This is a genomic window from Bacillus sp. V3-13 (assembly GCF_002860165.1).
Taxonomy (GTDB): Bacteria; Bacillota; Bacilli; order Bacillales; family Cytobacillaceae; genus Bacillus_BJ.
The window spans coordinates 1-23222 of the sequence record NZ_PGUZ01000079.1; the positions used below are offsets into that span (position 1 = coordinate 1).

Below are 23222 nucleotides of genomic sequence, written 5' to 3' on the forward strand. Positions count from 1 at the left end.
GGCTCAAAATCATGGAAATGTATTAACTGAATATTCTAACTACATTTATGCAACGCTAGTGATGTTGAATTTATTATAAAAAGGAAATGGAGGGGTTATTTTTGAAGGTGAATTTTTTAAAGCTGTTCATGGTAGCAACGTTTTTAGTGTTTTTATTACCAGGTGGGAAAGGATTTGCTGTTTCTAACGGAGAAAAAATTACTTTACCTTATTACACTTGCTATGGTACATCAAACATTAGAAAATCCACTACATATGGAGATGTCTATGGGGAGTCCGTTACAGTCTGTGACAGAACAACTATATATCCCGCATACATGGTGAAGGTAACTGGAACTTTAACCAGAAATGGTGGACCTGTGGATTCAGATTCCAGAGAGTATTACAAAACAGATCGAGCTGCAATTCAAATGTTTTATGGTGACAGGGTATTTAGAAGTGGGGATTATGGTTTAAGATCAACTCATGAAGTGATAAGTGGTTATAATCACGGCCATTCAAAATTCTGGGTATCAGAATGGGCAAGCAGAAAATTCTAAATTTTAAACTTTTCTCTATAATAATATGTATATGTCTTTTTAATATTACAGCTTGTGACAATTTAATTGTTGACAATAACGAGTCTTCAGACAATGAAAAAATGGGTGGGTTCGAATTTAATTACAACTTACCTAACCTTACCCAAACTCCAATGGTTCACAAGATAGATGAAGAACATGATTATACGGCAAGTGTAGAAGTGATAAATCATTTCTCTGAAAAGTCTAACTTTAGACTATTTATTTTTCTTGACAATAAAATCACTAGTATAGAACAAAATAAGAAAAAAGTTAATTATATTGATATTTCTTTAGATAAAGGAGAAGGTAAAAATTATACTTTTTCAATTAACAATATTCAAAAAGGAAGGCATGAATTAATTGCGCTGTTAGTTCTTAAGCCTGACATAGCTTTAACTAAAAAGGAGTTTATTGACTATGTAAATTTCAGCAAAAGATTTATTGTAATAGCCGGGGAAGAAAATATAGTTCAGAAGAACAAAAAAGAGTTAATTTCTATTGATAATAAATCGCAAGATGAAGCTGCAAAAATAACTTATATAACACCTGCTGATTCAATTAACACTCCTGATAATGCTATAACATTAATTAATGAAGAAAAGAATGAAAAAAGAGCCACTTTACATTTTTGGAATGACTCTCCAAATAAGTCCTACACAATTTTAGGCTTAAGTAATAACAAACAGATTAAAGTGGAACAACAAAACATTCTCGTGAAAAATGTTGGCCAGGTGTCTATTGATATAAATATTCCAATGGATAAAACATTAAAGACTAACAATATTATATTCTTAATTGTTGAAAACATGGATTCAACTCCAGATCACCCGAGTGAAGGGATTCAATCCACCAATAAAATAACAATATTATCAGAAGCCTGATTTTTATCAGGCTTTTAATTGTATAGAATTAAAATTAAGGGAGAATATAAATTTTAAAAAAAGGATGTGAATATTTTGAGGAAAATAATAATAATTATATTACTTTTAGTTTTTTCAATGAATCAGGTGCAATATGTTGCAGCTAGTACTACATATTTATACGGCGGAAATAAAAATAAAAATTTTATTAGTGCAGAAAAATACTTTCCGAAAGTTGATAAAGAGAAATATACAGAATATCATAGTTCAAATTTAAATTATAAGGGGTTACTGCTTTATAAAGATATTGCTAAGTCGCTTCAAAAAGAAGCTAAGAGATATCAAATATTAACCGATTACGACAACTCTAATCCTAATGTCAGCCCAGAACGACAAGTTTACCTTTATTACACCACAAAATTAATTGACAACAACAATAGGATGCTTTATAAGTTTATAATAATAGATGCCGAAACAGGAGATAATTTAGCTGTCGGAAATGGAGATAGACTCTATTCACCTGGTCAAAGTTGAATTAATCGAACCGAAGTTATACACAAAATAACCGGTATCCTTTATGCTAAGGGATTACCGGTTTGTTTTTAGGTTTTTTTGTTTTCTTGACTAATTTTTCATTAGTACAATCTTTTCCCGTAGTGGACGGAGATTATTGAAATCAACACGCTGTTTTAAATTCCACACATAATCACCAGTTAGAGCAATATGCTCCCATCCCAACGGGGAAAGGTGTTTTAAATGCTCTTCTGGAATATCAATTCCTTGCGCTCGTAAAGCTTCTACCGCACGAGAGATATAAACCGTGTTCCATAGAATTATCGCAGTGACAATCAGTTGTAGTCCACTCGCTCGATACATCTGATCCTCATAAAATCGGTCCCGCACCTCACCCAGTCTGTTAAAGAACACAGCTCTTTTTAAAGCATGTGTAGCTTCTCCTTTGTTTAAGCCAATTGTTACTCGTTTACGAAATTCAGGATCTTGTAACCACTTTAATATGTGCAAGCTATGCTCAATTCGTCCAACTTCACGTAAGGCAACAGACAACCCATTTTGACGAGGATAGGAGCTAAGCTTTTTTAGAATCAATGATGCTGGCACTGTACCACGATCTACGGAACTATTTAAATGTAAGATATGGTCCCAATTTTCTTTGATGGTCTTTTGGTTAATGGTTTTACTAATTAGAAAAGAAAGTTCCGGATAATGACTTGGCTTTCGAAAAGTGTAGATTTTGTTTGTGCCAAAGCTTTTAATTCTGGGGGCAAATCGAAACCCTAATAGATGACACATTGCAAAGATATGATCGACAAAGCCTGCCGTATCCGTGTAATGCTCTTCAATTTTCAACTCCGTTTCATGATTTAGTAAGCCATCAATAATGTGTGGGGCTTCTTTCTCAGCAGAACTGATCACTTTCACATAAAAGGGACTATATTGATCCGATGCATGAGAATAAAATTTCACCCTTGGATCTGAACCATATTTCGGATTAATTTGTGCGGATGATCTAGCCTGACTGCCAGCTCGAAAATCTTGACCATCGGAAGAAGAAGTTGTTCCATCCCCAAAATAAGTAGAAAACGGGTGGGAATGATGAAAATCGAAGATTTCGGCATGTGCTTTGGAGTAGGTTTCATCTCGTATATACCAATCGGATACCCAAGCAAGTTGTTCATATGAAATCCCAGGGCAAGCATCGGCCATCTTGACTAATCCTAAATTGATACCATCCGCTAAAATCGCAGCAAATAAAATTGATTTATCTTTCGGTTCAGAATTTGTATGAAGATGAGTGAAATGTCTTGTGAAATGAGTCCATCCATCAACTTCGACTAATAAATCCGTGAGCTTAATTCGAGGTAATAAATCGTAAACCCGACGAATCAGCGCTTCGGCTTCTTCTGGTACAGCTTTATTCAAAGGAGTGATTTTGATTTGTTGGTTCTCAATGGTTACATCAGGTAGTTCCTTCTTTCGAATCAACTGGATGACTTTGGTTAATTCTTCTTCTAATGTTTCTTGTCGTTCTTGTAGATATTGATCCATCTCCGTTGGAGTATTTAACGGAACTTGGTTTGATTGTTTGATTTCATTCCATGCTTCAGGAGTTAATAAATATTCTTCAAAGTCTTTATATTGCCGACTTCCAACGACCCACATATCTCCAGAGCGAAGGTGATTGCGAAGTTCTGCCATAGTACAGATTTCATAGTAATGTCGATCAATTCCATCTTCTTTAAACACGTATTTCTCCCATTTGGGTTTTACAAAATCGGTTGGTGAATCCTCTGGAATCTTTCTTTTTTTCGACTTATTTAATTCTTTCAATAAGTTAAGAGCTTGCAGAAGAGATTCACTCGGATGGGATGCTTTAAATACATAGGTTTTTAGCATTCTAGGAACAAATTTACGCATGTTGGTATAGTGATCATCTAATAGCTCTAAGGTAATCAAATTCAACAGGACGAGCCAAGCTTTCTGCTTCCTCAACAGATTGCACAAATTGTTCCCAAGAAATGATCGATTGTAAGGTTTCATACGGATCTTGTTCTGCTTCTTTAGCTTCAATTAATGCTTTTCCTACTTGTGCATATAGACGAACCTTTTGATTAATGGCTTTCCCATCTTTATGAAATCCCTATTTGTGCTTATGCTCTCCGCGATTAAACATTTTTCCTATCAATTTGTCATGCATATCTAACCCTTGATCAATAAGGAAAGCGTAGATGTGTATCAAAAAAGCCATTAAAGTTGCATGTCGCTTCAATGGTTTGAAACGTGCTAAATGTTGATTGGAGTAACGTGCCCCTTCTCTAGCCATTTGTAGTAAGCGATTTTGATGGACGTCTCTTCCATTGTCTAATGGTAATTGAAGCTGTTGAATAAAATCATGTCGATCCATAAGTTCATGGAAAGCTTTGCTTGAAACCCTTCCAGGTGGTTTCCGTAACCAGGCAAGGAAAGTCTGCTTAGTTCCGTTTCGAAGAGTCAACAACTTATCCAACTTGCTACATTGTTCTGTCGTTAATCCTTTAGTCAATTGTTTGTAAATTAAATTTTTTGCTCGACGCCGCACAGACCAACCTAGACGCTCAACTGTAGTTATTCCAGGAATAAGGATTTTTCGGTTTCGCATTTCTTGAATAAGTGCTTCTACAAGAAACGTTCCTTTATCGGTTCCCATTGCGATTGGCAAGAGCCAACGGCTAAGTTCCCGATACTCCCTTAGAGTAAAGGTTCGGTATCCAAATACACGTCGAATTTCCACTAAATGCTCCCGTCTAGTGGCTTCCCGACCTCGTGAATACTCTTCCATAACCCCTGGTAAGATTCCTAACTGCCGACCGATATACACTAGAATAGGTAAGGGAATTACTTCTCGTGGAGCAAAAGGACGACCAGGGAAACGGAAATATCCTAATTGGACCGCAAAACCTAAACGATTGGTTACCCCACGCCGCTTATTTATTATCTCAATATCTTCTGGGGAGAACGTATAATAACGCGCAAGATCCCGATCACTCATCTCTTTTGGTACTTCAGTAAACTGTGAACGTTGAACTGGTGAAAGTAACTCATGTGTAGACAATGGTCTTCCTCCATATTAATGTAATTTGAGAGTGATTTTTTTGTAAATTATCACTATTTTGAGTTTAACACAATTCACTTTTGTTAAACTCAAAAAAATACTGAAAACCATTAATATAACAGGCTTAGTGGTAGGTAAGAAGTGTACCAAAAATGATTTTTTCGATTTTAGTTTTACATATAGTATGATAATATATAATAAGTAAAACATAAAACTATTGAAAGGATTCTTGATAATGGAATTTGTTCAACCAATTCGAGATCTAAAACAGATTCAGGCTATTAAAAATATCTTGTTGGCCCAGTCTGCACGAAATCACTTACTCTTCGTTTTGGGAATCAATTGCGGGCTTCGTATTTCAGACATCCTCCAACTACAAATAGGTGATGTGGTAAACGAGCGTGGTAAACCTCGGCCTTTCTATGAACTGAGAGAGAGCAAAACAAAAAAGGGGAGAAGATTCCCATTCAGTAAAAACGTTCAAAAAGCAATTAACCTGTATTTCCAAGAAGCCGGCAAAAATGAAAACTTGGAATCATACCTGTTTAAGTCCCGTCAAGGATACCGATCAATCACAAGACAGCGTGCTTATCAGATTATCAATGACGCAGCCCATGCTATTGGTATTCAAGAAAAGATTGGAACCCATACATTACGCAAAACGTTTGGATACCACGCCTATAAGTCAGGAGTTGATATCACCTTACTTCAATCTATTTTCAATCATTCCTCTCCATCGGTAACGTTGCGATACATTGGGATTACTCAAGATGATATGGACGATGTGATTATCAACTTAAATCTATGATTTAGCCAAAAAATAAAACCGGTTATCCCTAGCGTACAGGATACCGGTTATTTTCTGTCTAAAATGTGTCTTAGCGTACGTTTTACCCGAAATGATACTGTGATCCCAATTAGTCGGAGCCGTAAGGACTCATCATCGGCTACTGGTATGCGGGGGCGATCGTATGGGCCTGCTTCTGGCTTGGAATTACGATGCTACTGGCGTTCCTCGCGCATATCAGGGTCAAAGATTCGATGGGCAAATCGATGCCGCCCTTAGTGTTTTTAGCGATAATCATCATTCTAATCATCATTAATATTTGAGGGATCTTATGCTGAAATACTAAAAAGACTTTTTTCATGGGAGCGATGCCGTTTAATGCCGTAAGCTCAGCGTTAGCGGCTGCTTTTTTTTTTAACGATAAAGAAATGGCGACAGGGATCGACCCTGTTGACATTCACATTAGTGTGAACGTTTATGATGGTTTTGTCACCTTATACGAAACAGGAGGTAAAACGATGAGTCCATATTATGGAATCAAAGGAGTTATCGTCGGAGGAACTCATGGAATAGGGTTTGCGACAGCGAAGGCGTTGGTTGCTGGCGGAGCACAAGTTATGGTTACGGGCAGCAATCCCCGCAAGGCGAAGGAGGCCGCGCATGAGTTTGGCGAGCGCGCACGGGTAATAAGTTCCGATATTACATCTATGGCGGACATTCAATTATTGCACAATGAAGTGGAGAACGAACTGGGGACGATTGATTTTCTGCACGTGAATGCGGGAATTGCGTTGCTGGAGCCCTATCAGGAAGTGACGGAAGATACCTATGACCGAATCTTTGCCGTCAATACTAAGGGGGCGTTCTTCACCGTGCAGCGCTTGGCGCCGCTTATCAAGGAAAGAGGGTCGATCGTGTTCACCTCCTCCATCGCTGACGAAGGCGGATCCCCCGGGATGAGCGTGTATGGAGCCTCCAAGGCGGCACTGCGCTCTCTGGCATCCGGTTTTGCCGCCGAGTTGTTGCCAAGAGGCATCCGGGTGAATGTTGTCAGTCCGGGTTTCATCAATACGCCGACGCTGGGTGTTACGGGCTTTTCGGAAGCTGATCGGGCCGCCTTCATGGAGCTGGGAGATCGGATCACGCCCATGAAGCGACACGGTACGCCGGAGGAAGTGGCCAAAGCGGTGCTGTTCCTAGCGTTTGACGCCACGTTTACGACAGGAGCCAGGCTAACGGTCGACGGAGGACTGGGACAAGGAATCGAGGCGATGTAAATAAAAAGCGTATCGCACGGCATTGTTGCCAAGGGATACGCTTTTATCTTTTGGCGATGGTTACGGCAATTTGCCTTTCGAGCAGTCTCTTCAGCTCTTGCAACGCTTCGATCTGCTGCTTTACGGTATTCAGCTTCTCTTTATACATCGAGAGCATTTCTACACAATACTCGTATTTATCCGGCACAGCCACCTCTCCTCTGAACAATGCCTCGATCTCATCTGTAGTTAGACCGAGTTTCAGATATAGCTGGATCGCTTGGATTCGAGAGACGGCGGATTCATCAAATTCCCGGTAATTGTTATCCAGACGGTAAGCCTGAAGCAGCCCCTTCTCCTCATAGTGCCGAATTGATCTGCTGCTAACATTAGTCAGCCGCGATAATTCACTGATCTTCACCCGGATCGTCCCCCCCTAAATCATCGTACACAAAAATTATACATCAGATGGAAAAAAAGGAGAAGGAGATGTGAGATAGCATCGCTGGCAGCAATAAGCTATCTTTTGTGGATTTTAACTCGAACGCCTTGTTTCGGTCGATGTGTAATTGAAGGTCAATAAGCCCATGGCCGCGAACCAGAAGAGCACTTCGACAGCCAACAGACGGCTGACGATGCCGGCGATACCATGTCCTTCTCCTGCACCAACAGGATCGAAATTTATGAAGAACAGAATGACGAGTATAAGCGTTAGCGGACTTCCTACGATCAATCCGCTTCCAAGTTTCCGCAATCGGGGAATGCCGCGAAAGTACAAGCCGGCAATAAGGAAACTCACAATCGTCGTACCTGTGCTCAGAAGGAAGCCGACAGAGTGCAGAAGAGTGGATTCAAGGTCGAACATTCCACAAACGATAAGTCCGATCGGTGAAAGTATCAACAGGGCAATGCTGGCGCGACGTATGGATACTCGACCCTTCTCACGTATATTTAAGAAGATCCCGATGATTCCGGCGAAGAGCAGTATTCCGCTTAAGATAAATGATGAATTCATTATGATTGCAGTAGAACCCATCCCCAAACCGCTTATTGGTTGTGTGATGGCCGAATATGGCTCGATTCTGACGCCATAAATCGTATATCCTTTACTAATAAAACCAAGAATGAACCATGTTAGAGTGAATATGATCGGGCTGACAACGGCGAATAACGGTAAGAATTTGACTGCTTTCATAGTAAACCTCCTCGTATCTAACGCAGTTAATTTAATCTAACATTGTTAGTCTATACTGCACATGGTATAATTGTCAAGAGAAGGGGGCAGTGATTTTGAAAAAGAAGAATCCATCCGATAATAAAATGAACAGACTCGATCAATCCCTCATTGTGCATACCGCGCTCGATCTCATTCAAGAAGAAGGAATCGACAAGTTAACAATGAGGAGATTGGCACAAAAATTAGATGTTAAAGGGGCATCCCTTTATTGGCATATACAAGATAAGAACGAATTGTTGTCACTGGTGGCGGAGGAAATATGCAAAAGAATTCAATTCCCCGATGAACAACTCCCTTGGGAGGAGCAACTGCTTGAGTTTAGCAAGAGATGCCGCGACACCTATTTGCAAATACATAATTCCGTTCATGTTCTCGTGGAAACGCCGCCAACCACTCCATATCGGATGCAATTAATCGATAAAATAAATCGTTTGTTTGAATTGGCCGGGTTTAAAAAGGAAGATATTTTTTCTGCGAGCTGGATGCTCAATAACTATATTTGTTCGTTTATATTAGATGAATACAGGCTTACTAAAATGGAAAGTGATGTGGATGTGCCGGACTTGGAGCGAGAGTTTTACTTTGGAATTGATGTGCTCGTCAACGGGTTTCGAAATAAGTTGATGGAGCGAGATATTCGTGAATAAGCATTCATTTTAGTCGGATTTCTTTGTGATCGGAGGATGACGAATGCGCTCGTTCTGGATATGGTTCTTCTTTTTGGCCGCAGCACTGCTGATGTCAGTCGTGCACATTTCTCTAGAGGCCAACGAACTGGCCTTGCGCATGCTGTTCTGCGCACTGATGCTCACGGCGTTCTTCGTATCACCGCTGTTCCGGCGAAAGCCGCGTGCTTTGACTTTTGTCCTATGCTTGGCAGTGCTGTTCGCAAGCGCTGCGACGTGGCCGTAGGCTGATCAGGCGGCAAATCCGTATCCGCTCCTTGTGTTCTCCTTGCTATCTGGGAAAGCCGCATACCGACTGCCAACGAAGCTGGCGGTGATCGTGGTTTTCTTGGCCATGGCTGCGGCGTCAGCTCCCGGATGGCTCGGCTTTCCGAACCTGCCGCTCGTCTTCCTGGGCTTGTATGCGTTTGTGTTCTTAGCGGGCATGATCTTGCTGAGTACGCTGTTCAAGGAGCGGGAATCGGCTATGGTCCGATATGAATCGCTTCTTAGCGAACACAGGGCGCTGAAGCGTAGGCTCCTCACGAACGAGGAGAATACTCGCCAAGAGGAACGCAGCCAGGTGGCACGGGATATCCATGATTCAGTCGGTCATAAGCTCACCGCACTGCTGATGCAGCTTGAAGTTCTGAAGCAGCACGAATCCGGCGGCTTGCCGGCTATTATGGGCATGCTCCGCAGACTGGAGACGGAGAGTTTTATGCGGATTCAATTCACGATCAAGGACGGGGCCTTGTCTGCACCGCTTGGCAGCGTGCAGTCGATCGTGGTATACCGTGTTGTGCAGGAGGCGCTGACGAATGCCATGCGGCACGGTCAGGGAAGAGAAGCGCGGATAATGTTCGAAGCGCCCGGAGGCGGCAGTATATTTCGGTTCGAAGTCGTGAATGAGCGGAAGGACAACAAGCCGTTTGCGAAGGGATTCGGATTGAAATCGATGCGCGAACGAATGGGCCAGGCCGGCGGACAGCTTGAAATAACGGCATATAACCAGCTTTTTATCGTACGTGGCACCTTATCATTTTCAAATAAAGCGAGGGATGAAGCATGATCCGAATTTTGCTGGGCGAGGATCAGGCGATGGTGCGCTATGGGTTGAAGATGATGATTGAGACCGATCCAGAGATGAGCGTAACCGGCGAGGCGGGTCATGGCAAGGAAGCCATCTCCTTGTGCGAAAAGCAAGCGTTCGATGTCGTCGTGCTGGATATCCGCATGCCCGAGATGAACGGATTGGAAGCTTTAAGAATCATTCGCACTCGTTGGCCGCGCTGTAAGGTGCTGATGCTGACGACGTTTAACGACGACGATTATGCGCTTGAAGCGCTGAGGAGCGGGGCTCATGGCTATATGCTAAAGGATGCGGAGCCGGAGGCGCTGATCCGCTCGATTCGCAGTTGCCTGTCCAGCGGTCTATCGCTGCAGGATGATGTTGCTGCTAAAGTGATCCCGCGATTGCTTCACGAGAACAACGAGGCGGCCGTGGATTCGTCGATCACGCCTCGTGAACTGGTTATCCTACGACTGGTGGGCGAAGGGAGAAGCAACAAGGAAATCTCGGAGCAGCTTGGTTTATCGATCGGGACGGTGAAAAATCATATCAGCCAGATTATGGACAAGCTGGAGCTGCGCGATAGGACGCAGCTGGCCATTTATGCGATCCGACATCATGTGGTGTAAAAATAATATGACTGCAGTCATGGTAAAGTATAACGATAAGTTGGACCCATCGAAAAGAGAAGTTGCTTATGCCATATCAAAGGATTATCGTAATTTGGGGTATACAACAGAAGCAGTTAAAGGTATGGTCACCTACATTTTTAACATTACCTCATTGAAAGAAATTGTTGCGATCGTCAAGCCGTTTAATATTGTTTCAAGGCGGGTTCTTGAAAAGACTGGATTTAAGCATATTCGTGCTTAAGACTGTCTGACAACTCAGATTACGACTATTTTGCCACAGAACGAAACGGCTGCATGATCCGACAGATAAGCATAGAGGAGATTGAGCCTTACTTAGACCTTCTTGCAGAGGTCGAACATGTTAAATTGAACAGAAATAATCCTAATCATGAACAATGGCTTCGGAAGAAAATTAATTCCTATTACATGAGAGGCGCCATGTTTTTTGCCTATCAGGATCATTTAAATGAAGATATGGTTGGAATCATTGCTGTTTTACATGAGGAAGCACCTGGTGAAGTTGTTGTAAATGTATACCCGCACCGATTCCGGCATACCTATGCATGCCAGTTATTAGATAATGGCGCTCTCTTGGATTTTATCCAGGGGATGCTTGGCCACGAAAAAGCATCTACCACACAAATATATGCCCAGCTACGAGGTGAGCGGCGCAGAGAATTGTATCGTCGCTATTTCTAGTAATTTATGAATGAGAAGGTTGGCACTTTGTAACAGCTTCGCTGGTACACCATAAAAGTTATGTTCGCATATTACGTTGCAAATAAGCCGGATTCCTTAGCGTACGGTTTTTTCCGGCTTATTATAGTTATTATTCGCTTAGCATACGTTTTTCGCGTTTTGTTGGCGAGACCCTTAAACAGATTTATGATCCTCTACTTCTTGAATTGACGTTCGTTTCATCTTAGCGTATGAAAATACGCTAAGATAGGTGCAAAACAAGGCTTAGCGTATATTTTCGTTAAAATGTTGGCGGGACCCCTATTAGGATTATAAAGAAAATTGAACATAATTGATGATAATTTTTTACTCTTCATTGATCTTACTGTTGGAACTATTGAGAAAGAGCTCATTATTATTTAAGATCAATATACTCTCTACTAAATTGAGAAAAATAATATTTAGACCTCTATAAAATGGTATTTCCTTGCTATAATTATCTTATGCAAAAGGAGGGGGGAACTTATCGTTGTGTGCCTTTTGCCGGTTTAATCACTTTACAAAAGGCATTTTTTGTTGTGATTTGCTTATTTGCTGATCTGTATCAGGCCCTTTTTTTCGTGAAACCATACCAAAAAGAAAACCGGAGGTCAGCTTAAAATGCTTCTCAAGTTTTTCTTTTAAAGTCTGGACTTGTTCAAACAAGCTTTCTCTTAAAAATTCAAGCTGCCTCATCACTTTATGCGTTAAAGCATCCTGTTCATCGAGCCGCTCCATAACGGTTCGATGATAGATTTCCTCCGTATTTAGTTTATTTAATATTTCTTGCTCCATTTGCTGCTGGCTTTTCAGCTGTTTTGCGAGATCTTCGGATAGTTCTGTAGTTTTATCGAGCTTATGGGCAAGTCCTTTCAGCGAATCATCCTGAAAAGAGAGCTGATCGAGAATCGCTTGATTGATTGCTTCATCGCTCTCGAAATTTTTTGAGACCTGGTCATTGAATTTTTCCAAAAGCTCAAGCCTTTGTAAAACTTTTTGATTTAGGGCTTCCTGGTTTTGGAGAAGCCCGAGCATTTGTAAGGCAAACGCCTCTTGATCATCGATCCTTGTACAGATTCCTTCGAAATATTGTTTTTGTTCCGCCCCCGAGCTTTCAAGGGCTGAATTGACATGCTGGACAGACTGATTGATCAAAGTATTGATCGACTGCTGTTCCTCAATAAAATCGGCCAGGACATTCCTTTGAAAAATCGTTTGGTTGGATGTTTCGTTTTCCGGCACTTCGTGTTTATATAGACGCGGCTCCAGCTGCCCATTTACAAATAAGGTCATCGAAACACTCCTTTCAAAGCAAGGATAAGTCTTTAAATTAATTTATCTTATGTCACCAGCCTTGTGGATGAGACAGCTAAACATTCAATTGGTATAAACGCCTAGTGCTGATACAATACGTGAGATTATATTTGAAATGATTGTTTACTTTTCGCAAATCAGCGCTTGTATAAGTACTCGACAACGCGGTTAAAATCCTCATATTTTTCCAAAAAGGCTGTCACAGTCTCTCTATGCTGATTTCGCAGATGATCGTTTTCGAGAAAAGCAATAATCTCTTCTTCCATGCTTTTTATCATAAGGCCGCTGGGAAGCTCGAGTACGAGTTTGTTTTCCCTTAAAAATGCTTCATTAATTTCTTCCTGCCCTGGTAAAGCCCGCAGCAGAATAATGGGGAGTTTCTTCACCAGGCACTCGCTTATCGTCACACCGCCAGGTTTGGTAACCACCAAATCCATTTCGTCGTACAGACGGTTCATTTGTTCCCTTGATTCAATGTACTCAAGCGGGACAACCGACGGGCTGGCGAGTTTCTTCAGTTTCTGAAATAGCGTTTTATTTTTTCCGCAAAGGACAAAATATTTCATCTTTTGTGACGGAATCAGCTTGCCACAAAGGTCGCCAATCGAACCAACGCCTAAATTTCCTCCAGTAATCAGGATATTAAATGTGGCCCGCCGTTTACGGTCCGGCACCTGCCCAATAAATGTAGGATGGACAGGAATCCCGGTCACAATCACCCTCGCCGCATCAATCTGTTTTTCAACAAGAAAACGCTTATGTGTAACACTTGGTACGATATGTAAATCAATATTTTTAATTCCCCATACTGTATTAATGAAAAAGTCTGTGTAGGAATTTACTACAAAACCAGTAAACTCCCCGTTGTTTTTAAGAACATTGAGCAAATAGGAGGGAAGGCAATGCGTACAAATGACAATATCCGGGTTCTCCTCGGAGAGCAATTTTTTCATGCTTTTTAAAAAAAGCTTTTCATAAAACAAAAATGATTGGTCCGGCTTATCATTTAAATACGCATTCCTAATATAGATTTTGCTATAAAAATCTGGCAGCATTTTAATCGCCCAAAGATAAAGAGCAGAAGTCATTTTTTCCAATCTTTTCGACGTGTAATGAAATAAATCGACTGTTTTACACTGCATAAACGGGTCCGCCTTTTTTAAGTAGGCGGCTATTGCATCCGCTACCTGGTGGTGGCCTGATGATATTTGCAAAAATGGCAATAGCAAAACCTTTTTCACGAAAAACATCCTTTTTTTGTTTATTTTCTTACATTACAAAACCGATTATGCGGATGAATCGATATTTTCCACCAGTAACCGACCATTGCCATCAACTCCCACTAGGCCTTTCAACCTATCCCTACTATACTAATGAGTGGGGAGGAGATAAAATGTCAATTTATTTTTTAATGATTATAGTGGTCTTTCTTGTCCTGGTATTTTATAAAGCTAATAGAAACACAAGCAAAGTAGCGGTTAATTCAATTACGGTGACACGTACAAATCTGCATATATCAAAAAAACAACTGCGCATTCTTCATCTGTCAGATCTCCATCTTGAGAATATTTCAGTAACTCCTGCAGAGCTGTTTCGAAGAATATCAGATCAGCCGGTCGACCTGATTGCTTTAACAGGGGACTTCCTGGATCGGAAAAGAACCATCCCTAAACTGATCCCCTATCTTGAAGTATTAAAAAGCCTTAACCCCCGTTATGGAATTTACGCCGTTTTCGGCAATCACGACTATGTGCTTAAAGAAAAATATTTTAACCAATTAAAAGAAACGCTTGAGCAATATGGGTGCAAAACGATGCAAAATGAGCATTGCACGATTGAACTAAACGGGGAAAAGTTAAACATAATTGGAATTGATGATTTTAGTACAAAGCGCAGTGACATCGCTAAAGCGTATCACGGGCTGCCTGACGGCTATCATCTCGTTATCACCCATGACCCGAATATCGTTCTTAATATGAAAGATTATCATTATGATTATTTACTTTCAGGGCATTTTCATGGCGGGCAAATTCATTGGCCGAAGCCGTACCACTTAGTAAAAATGGGCAAGCTTGTCCGGATGAATATGGTAAAGGGCTTGCATTATCATGATGGGAAACCATTTTATATTAGCGAAGGATTGGGACAGACCGCAGTTAATATACGTATCGGCAGCCGCCCGGAGATTACTTTTCACGAAATAGGCTAATATTTTAACTACTGCAGAACGGTACCATGATGGTGCCGTTTTTTTTCGGTTAAAGAGGGAAAGAAACAAAATATTGATAAGTGTCTTTTTCAAGTCTATTCTGAACATTAAAAATATTATTACAGGAAAATATTTTATTTCGTTTTCCGAATAAAAACCTTGCAACTTATGCGAAAAATGGTTAAATTATAAATTGTCAGTCGACAATTTTTTGCGTTTCTACAATAATAATTCGCAAAAGATTCGGGACGTCGATCAGGTATTATCCATGAATAAAGAAACGGAGAGAGAGAAATGAAAAAAGTATTAGGATTATTTCTGATTGCCTTATTATTATTGGTAGTCGGGGCATGTTCAAATGACAAAGCTGCCTCAAATGGAGAGAAAGCAAAGCAAGAGGAAAATAAAGCAGATGACAACCAAAAAGCAGTAAAATCTGCACTGCTGACATATCAAAACGAGGTTATGAAAGAAATTCGCAGCATGGAAGCAGCTTTTACAGATGAAGAACAGGACTTAAACGAAGCATTGGCACAGTTTGAGAAAAACGTGGCTGAGATTGAGATTCCAAAAGAACTAAACGGCCAAAAATCTGAACTTGAAGCAGCCGCAGCTAAATTAACAGAATATTATACGAACAAAGTGGCACAAGTAAACGGAGATACTGCAAACACAGAACAAACTGATGCACTTAAACAGGAATACACCGACACAATCACTAAAGTATTCGAGGATGCAAAAGCCATACCGCCTTCTTTTGAAGGAGTCTTCCAATAAACGAACAATAAAAAACCCGGACTTTTTCGGGTTTTTTCCATGTTTACAATTCCGGGATGGAATACGACGGGCATAATCGGAAAAGCTAAGCTGGAAAGGAGCTGGCTACCGATGAAAAAAAAGGAGCAGGATACGAAGGCTTCAATAGCGCCTGGCTTGGATATGGAAGAAGAGCTCGATGCGGAGGCAACAGAAAGAGAGATTGAAATGGGAGAGTACACAAATGTTACAACACTCTCCCTTGATGAAGTAGATCCAAGTTGATTGGACGATGTTTATTGAAGAAAGCAAAAACTGCCGGACAGCTCCGGCAGTTTTTTGCAGGTGACAATTCCAATTAGTTCATGTATCATTTTTTAGAAAATACAAAAAAGTTTCATTGTAATGGAATTCCGGATAACCGGCATGTATGTTTCATTCAGGTATCAATGACCGCACTGGTCAGGGAATCTGGTGATTTGAAAGGGGGAAAAGGATTGGTAGATCAGTCTAACAAGCGGATGACTGGTATCATTCTCGTTTTGGCAGGGACGACGCTATGGGGAGTTTCCGGAACTGTGGCACAATTTCTTTTTCAAGAAAAAAGTTATCAAGCTGATTGGCTTGTCGTTGTAAGGCTGCTCGTATCCGGATTGATTTTGTTGGTTTTCACAGGGGCAATGCACGGGAAGAAGAAATTATTCAGTGTTTGGACTGATGGAAATAGCTGGTTCAGCGTCATTCTCTTTGGTCTTATCGGAATGCTTGGAGTCCAGTATACATATTTTGCGGCCATTGAAACGAGCAATGCTGCTACAGCTACACTTCTCCAATATCTGGGCCCGGTTTTTATTACGTTGTATCTGGCTTTGCGGACGAAAACATGGCCTGGAATAAGGCAAACAACAGCTATCCTGCTGGCGTTGGCGGGTACATATCTGTTAGTGACTGCAGGAACACCATCATCTCTTACGATATCGGGCACGGCATTATTTTGGGGTTTAGCTTCCGCTCTGGCGCTTGCCTTTTATACTGTTCAACCGTTGAAATTATTGAAGGAACATGGGACCATTCCTGTCATCGGCTGGGGCATGGTAATTGGCGGTATCGGGATGAGCTTTGTCGCTCCGCCATGGGAAGCGCACGGCGAAGCATCGTTCTCTGCTGTTCTGGCGATTCTGTTTGTGATTCTTTTTGGAACCTTAATTGCATTTTTTTGCTATTTAGAAAGCCTAAAATATCTGCAGCCATCGGAAACCAGCTTGCTTGCCTGCGCAGAGCCTTTATCTGCTGCCATTCTGGCCGTACTCTGGCTTAATACCCCTTTCGGTTTGGCGGAATGGGGAGGCGCGGCTTGCATTATCATAACCGTTATCCTGCTGTCGAGGGCTAAAGAACAAAATCGTCAAATGCCCGAAACCCATACAAGCGAGCAGCAGCCGAATAAAGTATCAATTTAATCAGCTTCGCTCCAGGTTTCGCACACAGTAATCGCAAGAAATCTTTCGCATTCCTTTTCTGGAATGCTCTTTTTTTTGCCGGAAAAAAGAGGGACTATTGGGAAAATGAATGTTCCTGTTCAAAAAGGGTAAAGATTGGTATAACCAACATTTTTGAGAAGGAGATGGACATCGATGCATAAATTCTTTATTTTGGCGGGTATTGCTTTTTTACTGACTGGATGCGGTGGAGAAGCGGGTGAAAAGCCGGAACCAAGCAAACCGGTTGAATCGGAAGAAGGCGAAACTCCTACCGGAACAAATACAAGAGGGGAAGCCGAGCCGCTAACGTTAAATGAGTTGGAAAGCCGGATTACGGTCAATATGAATTATGATACTTATGCGGCAGAAGTACAGTCATGGGCAGAACAAGGGCAAGCTTCCATTAAGGAAACAGTGCAATTGACTGAAGACAACGAGGGGTCTACGGCCGATATCATTCAAGTAGCCGACGGATTTATGGGTGTCGCAAACGACGGGCAAAAAATAACCGATATAAAAATCTTCATGTCTGTGGACGAGGCAGTCGAATACTTTGAAGGACAGCGATAGATAACCTCTCAAACTGGGAGGTTTTTCTTTTATTTAAAAATTACGATATTTTTTTTGAAAATAGGCGGCCCGTCTAGCACATTTTGAACTTTTACATACTATAAAAGGAAAAAGGGAGGGATATCAATGTCAAAGAAGAATCGGAAACGGACAGTCATTGATGCCGATGAAGTCATCATTCGGGCTGGCCGAGTCATTATCGATGACGGCGAGCGCCACTGGCGTCTTGACGATGAGTGGGAAGACCGCAGTGAAAGCCGGGATGACGATGAGGAACACCATATTGACAACCGAAACAAAAATAAAAAGAACAACTCCGAAGATAAGAACGACAACGAACAGAGACCGCGCAGGGGTTTTTCCTGGATTTGAATAAAATGAGATACAGGCTCGATTTGCCTGTATCTCATTTTATATTATTCAAAACCGTTTAGTTGCTTTTCATTTTCTCTTCATCCAAAATGAAAGAAACGAAAATAAAAGTGATTTGGATCAATTACGGCACAGCACTGAAGACTAAAGCGATAAAGGGTGAATTTTAAATGAATTTAAAACCATTAAAAGGACAGCATCACGTCTCGGCAATTACTGCAAATGCAAAACGTAACTATGAATTTTATACAAAAACATTGGGCCTTCGCCTCGTCAAAAAAACGGTCAACCAGGATGACACCTCTGTTTATCATTTGTTTTATGCCGATGAACGGGGAAATCCCGGCACCGATTTAACCTTTTTTGAAATTCCGAATGCCGGACACACATATCATGGTACAAACAGCATTTCTGGCACTTCATTAAGGGTTCCAACCGACGAATCGTTAACATACTGGAAAAACCGTTTTGCCGAGCTGGGAGTTGACCACGACGAAATATCCTATACAACCGGACGGGCGACACTTGCGTTTCGTGACTTTGAAGGCCAGCGCTTAATTCTTGTCTCTGATGAACATAACAAGGGTGTGGCTGGCGGACATCCATGGGATAAAAGCCCGGTTCCTGTCGAACACGCCGTTCGCGGACTTGGACCTGTACTACTAACTGTTGGCCAGCTTGAAGCAACCTCAAAAATTTTAACTGAGGTGATGGGCTTCAGAGCAAAGGCTACATATAACGAAGGTGATCAAAAGGTTTTTGTCTATGAGACAGGAGAAGGCGGAACCGGGGCTGAAATCCATCTTCAGGAACGAGTGGATCTTCCCGTTGAAAGGCCGGGCCGCGGCAGTGTTCACCATGTCGCCTTCAGGGTCGAAAACGAGGAAGAACTGAGACGTTGGGCAGAGCTATTAAAACAGCTGCGAATTCCAAATTCAGGTTTTGTCGAAAGATATTATTTCCGTTCAGTTTATTTCAGGGAGCCTAATGGAATTTTGTTTGAGCTAGCCACAGATGGTCCCGGCTTTGAAGGTGACGAACCGTTTGAAAGCCTTGGAGAAAAACTGGCCTTGCCTCCTTATTTTGAAGACCGGCGCGAAGCCATTGAAGCAAGGCTTAAGCCGCTTGATACAAAAGAATAATTACGGTGAAAAAAGGAGCTTAATAAATGAAGCATATTTTTATTGAAGGACAAGATAAACATGCCCCAACGCTTCTCCTCCTGCATGGAACCGGCGGAAATGAGGAAGATTTACTTCCTTTAGCAAAAATTGTCGCCCCACAAGCATCGATCCTCGGTGTGAGAGGCAATGTACTCGAGAACGGGATGCCGCGTTTTTTCAAAAGGTTGGCAGAAGGAGTCTTCGATGAGGAAGACCTTGTTTTCAGAACGAAGGAATTAGATGAATTTATTTCAGAGAAGGCAGCAGAATACGGGTTTGACCGCAATCGGGTCGTTGCGATCGGCTACTCAAATGGCGCAAATATAGCGGCAAGTCTTTTGTATCATCATGCAGAATCGTTACATGGAGCGATTTTGTTCCACGCCATGGTTCCACTCAGAGGAAAGGAATTGCCGGATTTAAGCAACATATCCGTTTTCATCGGAGCTGGAAAACGGGACCCGCTTATCCCGCCAGTTGAAACAAAGGAACTCGCCGAAAACCTGAAGCAAGCAGGAGCCAGTGTGACAGAACATTGGGGCGAAGGCGGGCACGAACTAACGAGAGAAGAAGTGGACAAAGCAAAAGAATGGTTTGCGGAAAATTATCAATAAACACGAGAACGAACAAAAACCCTCATATTTGGAGGGTTTTTGTTATCCTGCAAGTATACAATAACCATTGTGAATCTTTGTAGTGAGATAAAATTCCTGTTTTAAACACCTGCATTTTTAAAAAAAGAGATTAATATTACTAAAAATCATAAAAAAACTAAATTTGGTATAATAGAAATAATACTTAACTCCTAAAAGACAAGAACCTTCGAAAAGCCAAGGAGACAAAATGGAAAAATTACAGCCTTATTGGGAAGCGGTTGTTCGTTTTTGGAAAAATAAACATTTAACGCAAATTTTATTGTTAATTTTACTGGTATTTATTTTATTGTCGATTCTCTTTTTTGCCTTTATGGCGAGCACCGCAAATGTCCAGTCGTTAAAGGACGGTTTAAAGCAATCGGCGATTATTTACGATAAAGATGGCGATGTCGCCAGCAAACTGGCAACAAATCGGACCGAGGGAGTCTCTATTGAAGAGCTGCCAGAGCATATGAAATATGCCGTGATCGCCATTGAAGATGAGCGTTTTTATGAACATAACGGATTTGATATAAAAGGGATCGCCAGGGCATTTTTTCGTAATCTGCTGGCGGGCAGAATCACTGGCGGGGGAAGCACGATTACCCAGCAGCTGACGAAAAACGCACTGCTATCGCCTGAAAGATCATATAAGCGAAAAGTTGAGGAGTTATTTTTAGCAATTGAAATTGAAAAGAATTATAAAAAAGACGAGATTCTCGAAATGTACTTGAATCAAGTTTACTTCGGGAGCGGCGCCTGGGGAATTGACCACGCGGCAAGAAAGTATTTTAACAAGGGGATCGATCAGGTAACGGTCAGTGAGTCCGCGCTGCTTGCAGGCCTGCTTCAGGCTCCTTCGGCATACAACCCTTACGAGAATTACGACCGTGCCATCGAGCGAAGAGATGTTGTCCTGGCTAAAATGAAAGAAATCGGAGCAATCTCTGCAGACGAGTATAAAAGTGCAAAAAAAGAAAAGATCCAGCTTGAAGATGGCGGCGGAAGCTTTATCGAACGCGAATATCCATATTATATCGATGCTGTCCTCGACGAAGCGATTCACAAATACGGCCTCACCCAGGAGGAAATATTAACGCGCGGATACCGGATCTATACCGAAATGGACCAGAATCTTCAATCGAGCCTTGAGACCGTTTACGAACGCAATTCCCTTTTTCCACGAGGTAAAAAAGATGCCCTTGTTCAAAGCGGGGCGGTGTTGCTTGATCCGGAAAGCGGAGGAGTACGCGGGCTTGTCGGCGGGCGGGGAGAAACGGTCTTCCGCGGTTTTAACCGGGCAACCCATATTAAAGCACAGCCAGGCTCAACGCTAAAACCGCTTGCCGTCTATACGCCGGCTCTTGAAGAAGGCTACCTGCCTACATCGATCCTGAAGGATGAGCCGATGTCTTTTGGTTCCTATACACCGGAGAATTTCTCAAAAACGTACGAAGGAGAAGTTCCAATGTATAAAGCGGTTGAGAATTCGCTTAATGTACCGGCTGTTTGGCTCCTCGACCAAATCGGAATTGACAAAGGCATGGATTCCTTAAAGCGGTTCGGAATTCCAGTTGAAAAAGAGGACAAATATTTGGGGATTGCGCTTGGCGGGATGCGTAAAGGCGTGTCACCGCTACAGTTGGCTGAAGCATATTCTGTTTTTCCCAATAACGGAAAACGAACAGACGCACATCTTATTACAAAGATCGTCGGTCCAACCGGAAATGTCATTGCTAAAAGAAAAGCAACAACAGAACGGGTAACAACAAGAGCGGTTGCCAAGCAAATGACTTCGATGCTTCTGAATGTCGTTGAAACAGGCACCGGAAAAGGCACAAACATTCCTGGTCTGCAAATTGCCGGAAAAACAGGCTCTACCCAGCTGCCATATGCTGATATTAGCGGGACAAAAGATCAATGGTTTGTCGGTTACACTCCAACCCTGGTTGGTGCGGTATGGCTCGGTTATGACCAAACCGACCGGGAACACTATTTGCCAAACAGCAGTTCCGATACAGTGGTACCCATCTTTCGGGCAATCATGGAAAGCTCTCAACCATTCATTGAACCTGGTGAATTTAATACTGAATCGATCAATACACAACTGAACGGACCAACTGATACCGAGCAGTTTCAAAAAACGATAAAAGAGCAGGCTGAGAAAATTGAAGGCAAGCTCAAGGAAGAAATGCCAAAATGGAAAGAGAAGCTGAATGAAGGACTTGATAATCTGGAAAATTTCGGTGATAGAATAAGAGATAAGTGGGATCAACTTAGAAATTAATTGGGGAGCAGTTTTGACTGTTCTCTTTTTTTACTTTTTTTATAAAAAACAGGATAATTATTGCTATAATAAAATTAGCTTTTTGCTAGCAGGTGATATAACAAAGATAGGAGAGCGAACATATCATGGATAACGATCAAAGAATTCAGCTCAATGTGCGGGTAACTAAGGAAACAGCGGACAAATTGGATGAAATCGTCGATTATTATCAGGAAAATACAAAAATCGGCCGGATTTATAAAGGTGATGTCCTGACAGATATAATTGAGAAATCATACGAAATCATGAACAAACAAAAATCGAGACGGAATTATTGATTTTCATCGTGTAAAACACGATGAATTTTCGAAGTTTAATTTAGCTATGAAAAAGGAATTATATTTGTAGCATCATTGGGCCTGTTTTCATCTCTTAAATACATTCGAAATCTATAATAAGGTGATGCTATGCGCGATGTGACGTTAACAAATATATTTCAACATCGAATTGCACAAAAATATATAACAAGATCAGGGCTGGCCCATGCGATTGCCGTTTCTTACCATGCTTTTCACTTGGCGAAGGAGCATGGTGAAGACGTAGATATTGCAGCAAAAGCCGGTTTTCTTCATGACATCGGCCATTATACATGGTACAAGAACGGCAAATGGGACTATAATCTGTACAAGCAAAATGACATTCACGCGATTAAGGGAGCGGAACGTGCCCATAAGCTGTTAATCCGGCTTGGGGAAAACCCAATCAAGGCAAAAGAAATTGCCCTGGCGATTCTTTTTCACACTGACTCCTTTTTGCCGGGCGGTCAAGTGGTAAGAACGCCGTTACAGACTATAATTAAGCTCGCCGATGAAAAGGATGAAGAACCTGGCGGTGTGCATCATTACCGTAAAATTGATCACGATCGCGCGATGCGGAGCTTGCAGCGGCTCGATGAAATGATCGATGGCACTATATCAGGTGAGAATGCAGGATAATCATTGAATATTCTATTAAAGGGCATCCTGCTTTTATTTCTTTTACTAAAAATGTTATGATTATC

General features: G+C 41.6%; 27 protein-coding genes and 1 pseudogene. 23 read left to right on the plus strand and 5 right to left on the minus strand.

Annotated elements, in window-relative coordinates; genetic code table 11:
- Positions 1-101: 101 nt before the first annotated feature.
- From CU633_RS20910 to CU633_RS20920, 3 genes are all read left to right on the plus strand, one after another.
- A complete protein-coding gene (locus CU633_RS20910; protein WP_101662496.1) occupies positions 102-539 on the plus strand; it encodes a hypothetical protein in 438 nt (145 codons plus the stop codon).
- Positions 518-1441, plus strand: a complete 924-nt coding sequence (locus tag CU633_RS20915) for a hypothetical protein (RefSeq protein WP_101662497.1) — start codon at positions 518-520, stop codon at positions 1439-1441. Before CU633_RS20910 ends, CU633_RS20915 begins: the two co-directional genes overlap by 22 nt.
- A 75-nt stretch (positions 1442-1516) precedes the next feature.
- On the plus strand, positions 1517-1954 hold the full coding sequence (locus CU633_RS20920; protein ID WP_101662498.1) for a hypothetical protein: 438 nt from the start codon (positions 1517-1519) through the stop codon (positions 1952-1954).
- A 90-nt stretch (positions 1955-2044) separates the two neighbouring features.
- Here CU633_RS20920 and CU633_RS20925 read toward each other — a convergent pair.
- Positions 2045-5030 (minus strand): annotated as a pseudogene (locus CU633_RS20925) (Tn3 family transposase).
- A gap of 235 nt (positions 5031-5265) precedes the next feature.
- Here CU633_RS20925 and CU633_RS20930 point away from each other — a divergent pair.
- The 3 genes from CU633_RS20930 (at position 5266) to CU633_RS20940 (ending at position 7094) form a co-directional block, all read left to right on the plus strand.
- Entirely contained in the window at positions 5266-5838 is a 573-nt protein-coding gene (locus CU633_RS20930; protein ID WP_101662499.1) for a site-specific integrase, read from the plus strand.
- Positions 5839-5972: 134 nt separating this feature from the next.
- The gene (locus CU633_RS23720) at positions 5973-6140 is read left to right on the plus strand and encodes a DoxX family protein (RefSeq protein WP_374703398.1); all 168 of its coding nucleotides are present in this window, start codon (positions 5973-5975) and stop codon (positions 6138-6140) included.
- Positions 6141-6176: 36 nt separating this feature from the next.
- On the plus strand, positions 6177-7094 hold the full coding sequence (locus tag CU633_RS20940; protein ID WP_257959197.1) for an SDR family oxidoreductase: 918 nt from the start codon (positions 6177-6179) through the stop codon (positions 7092-7094).
- Between the two features lie 43 nt (positions 7095-7137).
- Here CU633_RS20940 and CU633_RS20945 read toward each other — a convergent pair whose 3' ends face one another.
- Together CU633_RS20945 and CU633_RS20950 are read right to left on the minus strand one after the other, a co-directional pair.
- Complete coding sequence (locus CU633_RS20945; RefSeq protein WP_101662502.1) at positions 7138-7494, minus strand: MerR family transcriptional regulator; 357 nt, start codon at positions 7492-7494, stop codon at positions 7138-7140.
- A 114-nt stretch (positions 7495-7608) separates the two neighbouring features.
- Entirely contained in the window at positions 7609-8268 is a 660-nt protein-coding gene (locus tag CU633_RS20950) for a DUF998 domain-containing protein (protein ID WP_101662503.1), read from the minus strand.
- Positions 8269-8363: 95 nt separating this feature from the next.
- On the opposite strand from CU633_RS20950, the gene CU633_RS20955 reads away from it, so the two are divergent.
- The 6 genes from CU633_RS20955 (at position 8364) to CU633_RS23465 (ending at position 11378) form a co-directional block, all read left to right on the plus strand.
- Positions 8364-8957, plus strand: coding sequence for a TetR/AcrR family transcriptional regulator C-terminal domain-containing protein (locus CU633_RS20955; RefSeq protein ID WP_101662504.1), 594 nt, complete (start codon positions 8364-8366; stop codon positions 8955-8957).
- Positions 8958-9000: 43 nt separating this feature from the next.
- The gene (locus CU633_RS20960; protein WP_142383447.1) at positions 9001-9222 is read left to right on the plus strand and encodes a hypothetical protein; all 222 of its coding nucleotides are present in this window, start codon (positions 9001-9003) and stop codon (positions 9220-9222) included.
- Positions 9223-9558: 336 nt separating this feature from the next.
- Positions 9559-10047 carry a sensor histidine kinase gene (locus tag CU633_RS20965; RefSeq protein ID WP_180955059.1) on the plus strand — a complete coding sequence of 163 codons (489 nt, stop codon included), beginning with the start codon at positions 9559-9561 and terminating at the stop codon, positions 10045-10047.
- Positions 10044-10676 carry a response regulator gene (locus tag CU633_RS20970; RefSeq protein ID WP_101662507.1) on the plus strand — a complete coding sequence of 211 codons (633 nt, stop codon included), beginning with the start codon at positions 10044-10046 and terminating at the stop codon, positions 10674-10676. The genes CU633_RS20965 and CU633_RS20970 overlap by 4 nt, the downstream gene beginning before the upstream one ends.
- 7 nt (positions 10677-10683) lie before the next feature.
- On the plus strand, positions 10684-10920 hold the full coding sequence (locus tag CU633_RS20975; protein WP_180955060.1) for a GNAT family N-acetyltransferase: 237 nt from the start codon (positions 10684-10686) through the stop codon (positions 10918-10920).
- Positions 10921-10973: 53 nt separating this feature from the next.
- Positions 10974-11378, plus strand: a complete 405-nt coding sequence (locus CU633_RS23465; protein WP_257959200.1) for a tyrosine-type recombinase/integrase — start codon at positions 10974-10976, stop codon at positions 11376-11378.
- Between the two features lie 531 nt (positions 11379-11909).
- Here the strand turns inward: CU633_RS23465 and CU633_RS20985 are convergent.
- Positions 11910-12689: a hypothetical protein gene (locus CU633_RS20985; RefSeq protein ID WP_101662509.1), complete on the minus strand. Its 780-nt coding sequence runs from the start codon at positions 12687-12689 to the stop codon at positions 11910-11912.
- Between the two features lie 158 nt (positions 12690-12847).
- Positions 12848-13951, minus strand: a complete 1104-nt coding sequence (locus CU633_RS20990) for an MGDG synthase family glycosyltransferase (RefSeq protein WP_180955061.1) — start codon at positions 13949-13951, stop codon at positions 12848-12850.
- Positions 13952-14103: 152 nt separating this feature from the next.
- On the opposite strand from CU633_RS20990, the gene CU633_RS20995 reads away from it, so the two are divergent.
- From CU633_RS20995 to CU633_RS21045, 11 genes are all read left to right on the plus strand, one after another.
- Positions 14104-14919 (plus strand): metallophosphoesterase, encoded by an 816-nt coding sequence (locus CU633_RS20995; protein ID WP_101662511.1) that lies wholly within the window; start codon positions 14104-14106, stop codon positions 14917-14919.
- Positions 14920-15213: 294 nt separating this feature from the next.
- Complete coding sequence (locus CU633_RS21000) at positions 15214-15696, plus strand: hypothetical protein (RefSeq protein ID WP_101662512.1); 483 nt, start codon at positions 15214-15216, stop codon at positions 15694-15696.
- 111 nt (positions 15697-15807) lie between these two features.
- Positions 15808-15960, plus strand: coding sequence for a hypothetical protein (locus CU633_RS23035; protein ID WP_180955062.1), 153 nt, complete (start codon positions 15808-15810; stop codon positions 15958-15960).
- A gap of 236 nt (positions 15961-16196) precedes the next feature.
- Positions 16197-17135, plus strand: coding sequence for a DMT family transporter (locus tag CU633_RS21010; RefSeq protein ID WP_219620982.1), 939 nt, complete (start codon positions 16197-16199; stop codon positions 17133-17135).
- Between the two features lie 174 nt (positions 17136-17309).
- The gene (locus tag CU633_RS21015) at positions 17310-17726 is read left to right on the plus strand and encodes a hypothetical protein (protein WP_101662514.1); all 417 of its coding nucleotides are present in this window, start codon (positions 17310-17312) and stop codon (positions 17724-17726) included.
- Positions 17727-17852: 126 nt separating this feature from the next.
- A complete protein-coding gene (locus CU633_RS21020) occupies positions 17853-18098 on the plus strand; it encodes a hypothetical protein (RefSeq protein WP_101662515.1) in 246 nt (81 codons plus the stop codon).
- A gap of 170 nt (positions 18099-18268) precedes the next feature.
- Positions 18269-19240, plus strand: a complete 972-nt coding sequence (locus CU633_RS21025; RefSeq protein ID WP_101662516.1) for a ring-cleaving dioxygenase — start codon at positions 18269-18271, stop codon at positions 19238-19240.
- Positions 19241-19266: 26 nt separating this feature from the next.
- Positions 19267-19875 carry an alpha/beta hydrolase gene (locus CU633_RS21030; RefSeq protein ID WP_101662517.1) on the plus strand — a complete coding sequence of 203 codons (609 nt, stop codon included), beginning with the start codon at positions 19267-19269 and terminating at the stop codon, positions 19873-19875.
- 229 nt (positions 19876-20104) lie between these two features.
- Positions 20105-22183, plus strand: a complete 2079-nt coding sequence (locus tag CU633_RS21035; RefSeq protein ID WP_101662518.1) for a transglycosylase domain-containing protein — start codon at positions 20105-20107, stop codon at positions 22181-22183.
- Positions 22184-22308: 125 nt separating this feature from the next.
- On the plus strand, positions 22309-22500 hold the full coding sequence (locus CU633_RS21040) for a hypothetical protein (RefSeq protein ID WP_101662519.1): 192 nt from the start codon (positions 22309-22311) through the stop codon (positions 22498-22500).
- Between the two features lie 129 nt (positions 22501-22629).
- Positions 22630-23157, plus strand: a complete 528-nt coding sequence (locus CU633_RS21045) for an HD domain-containing protein (RefSeq protein ID WP_101662520.1) — start codon at positions 22630-22632, stop codon at positions 23155-23157.
- Positions 23158-23222 lie beyond the last annotated feature (65 nt).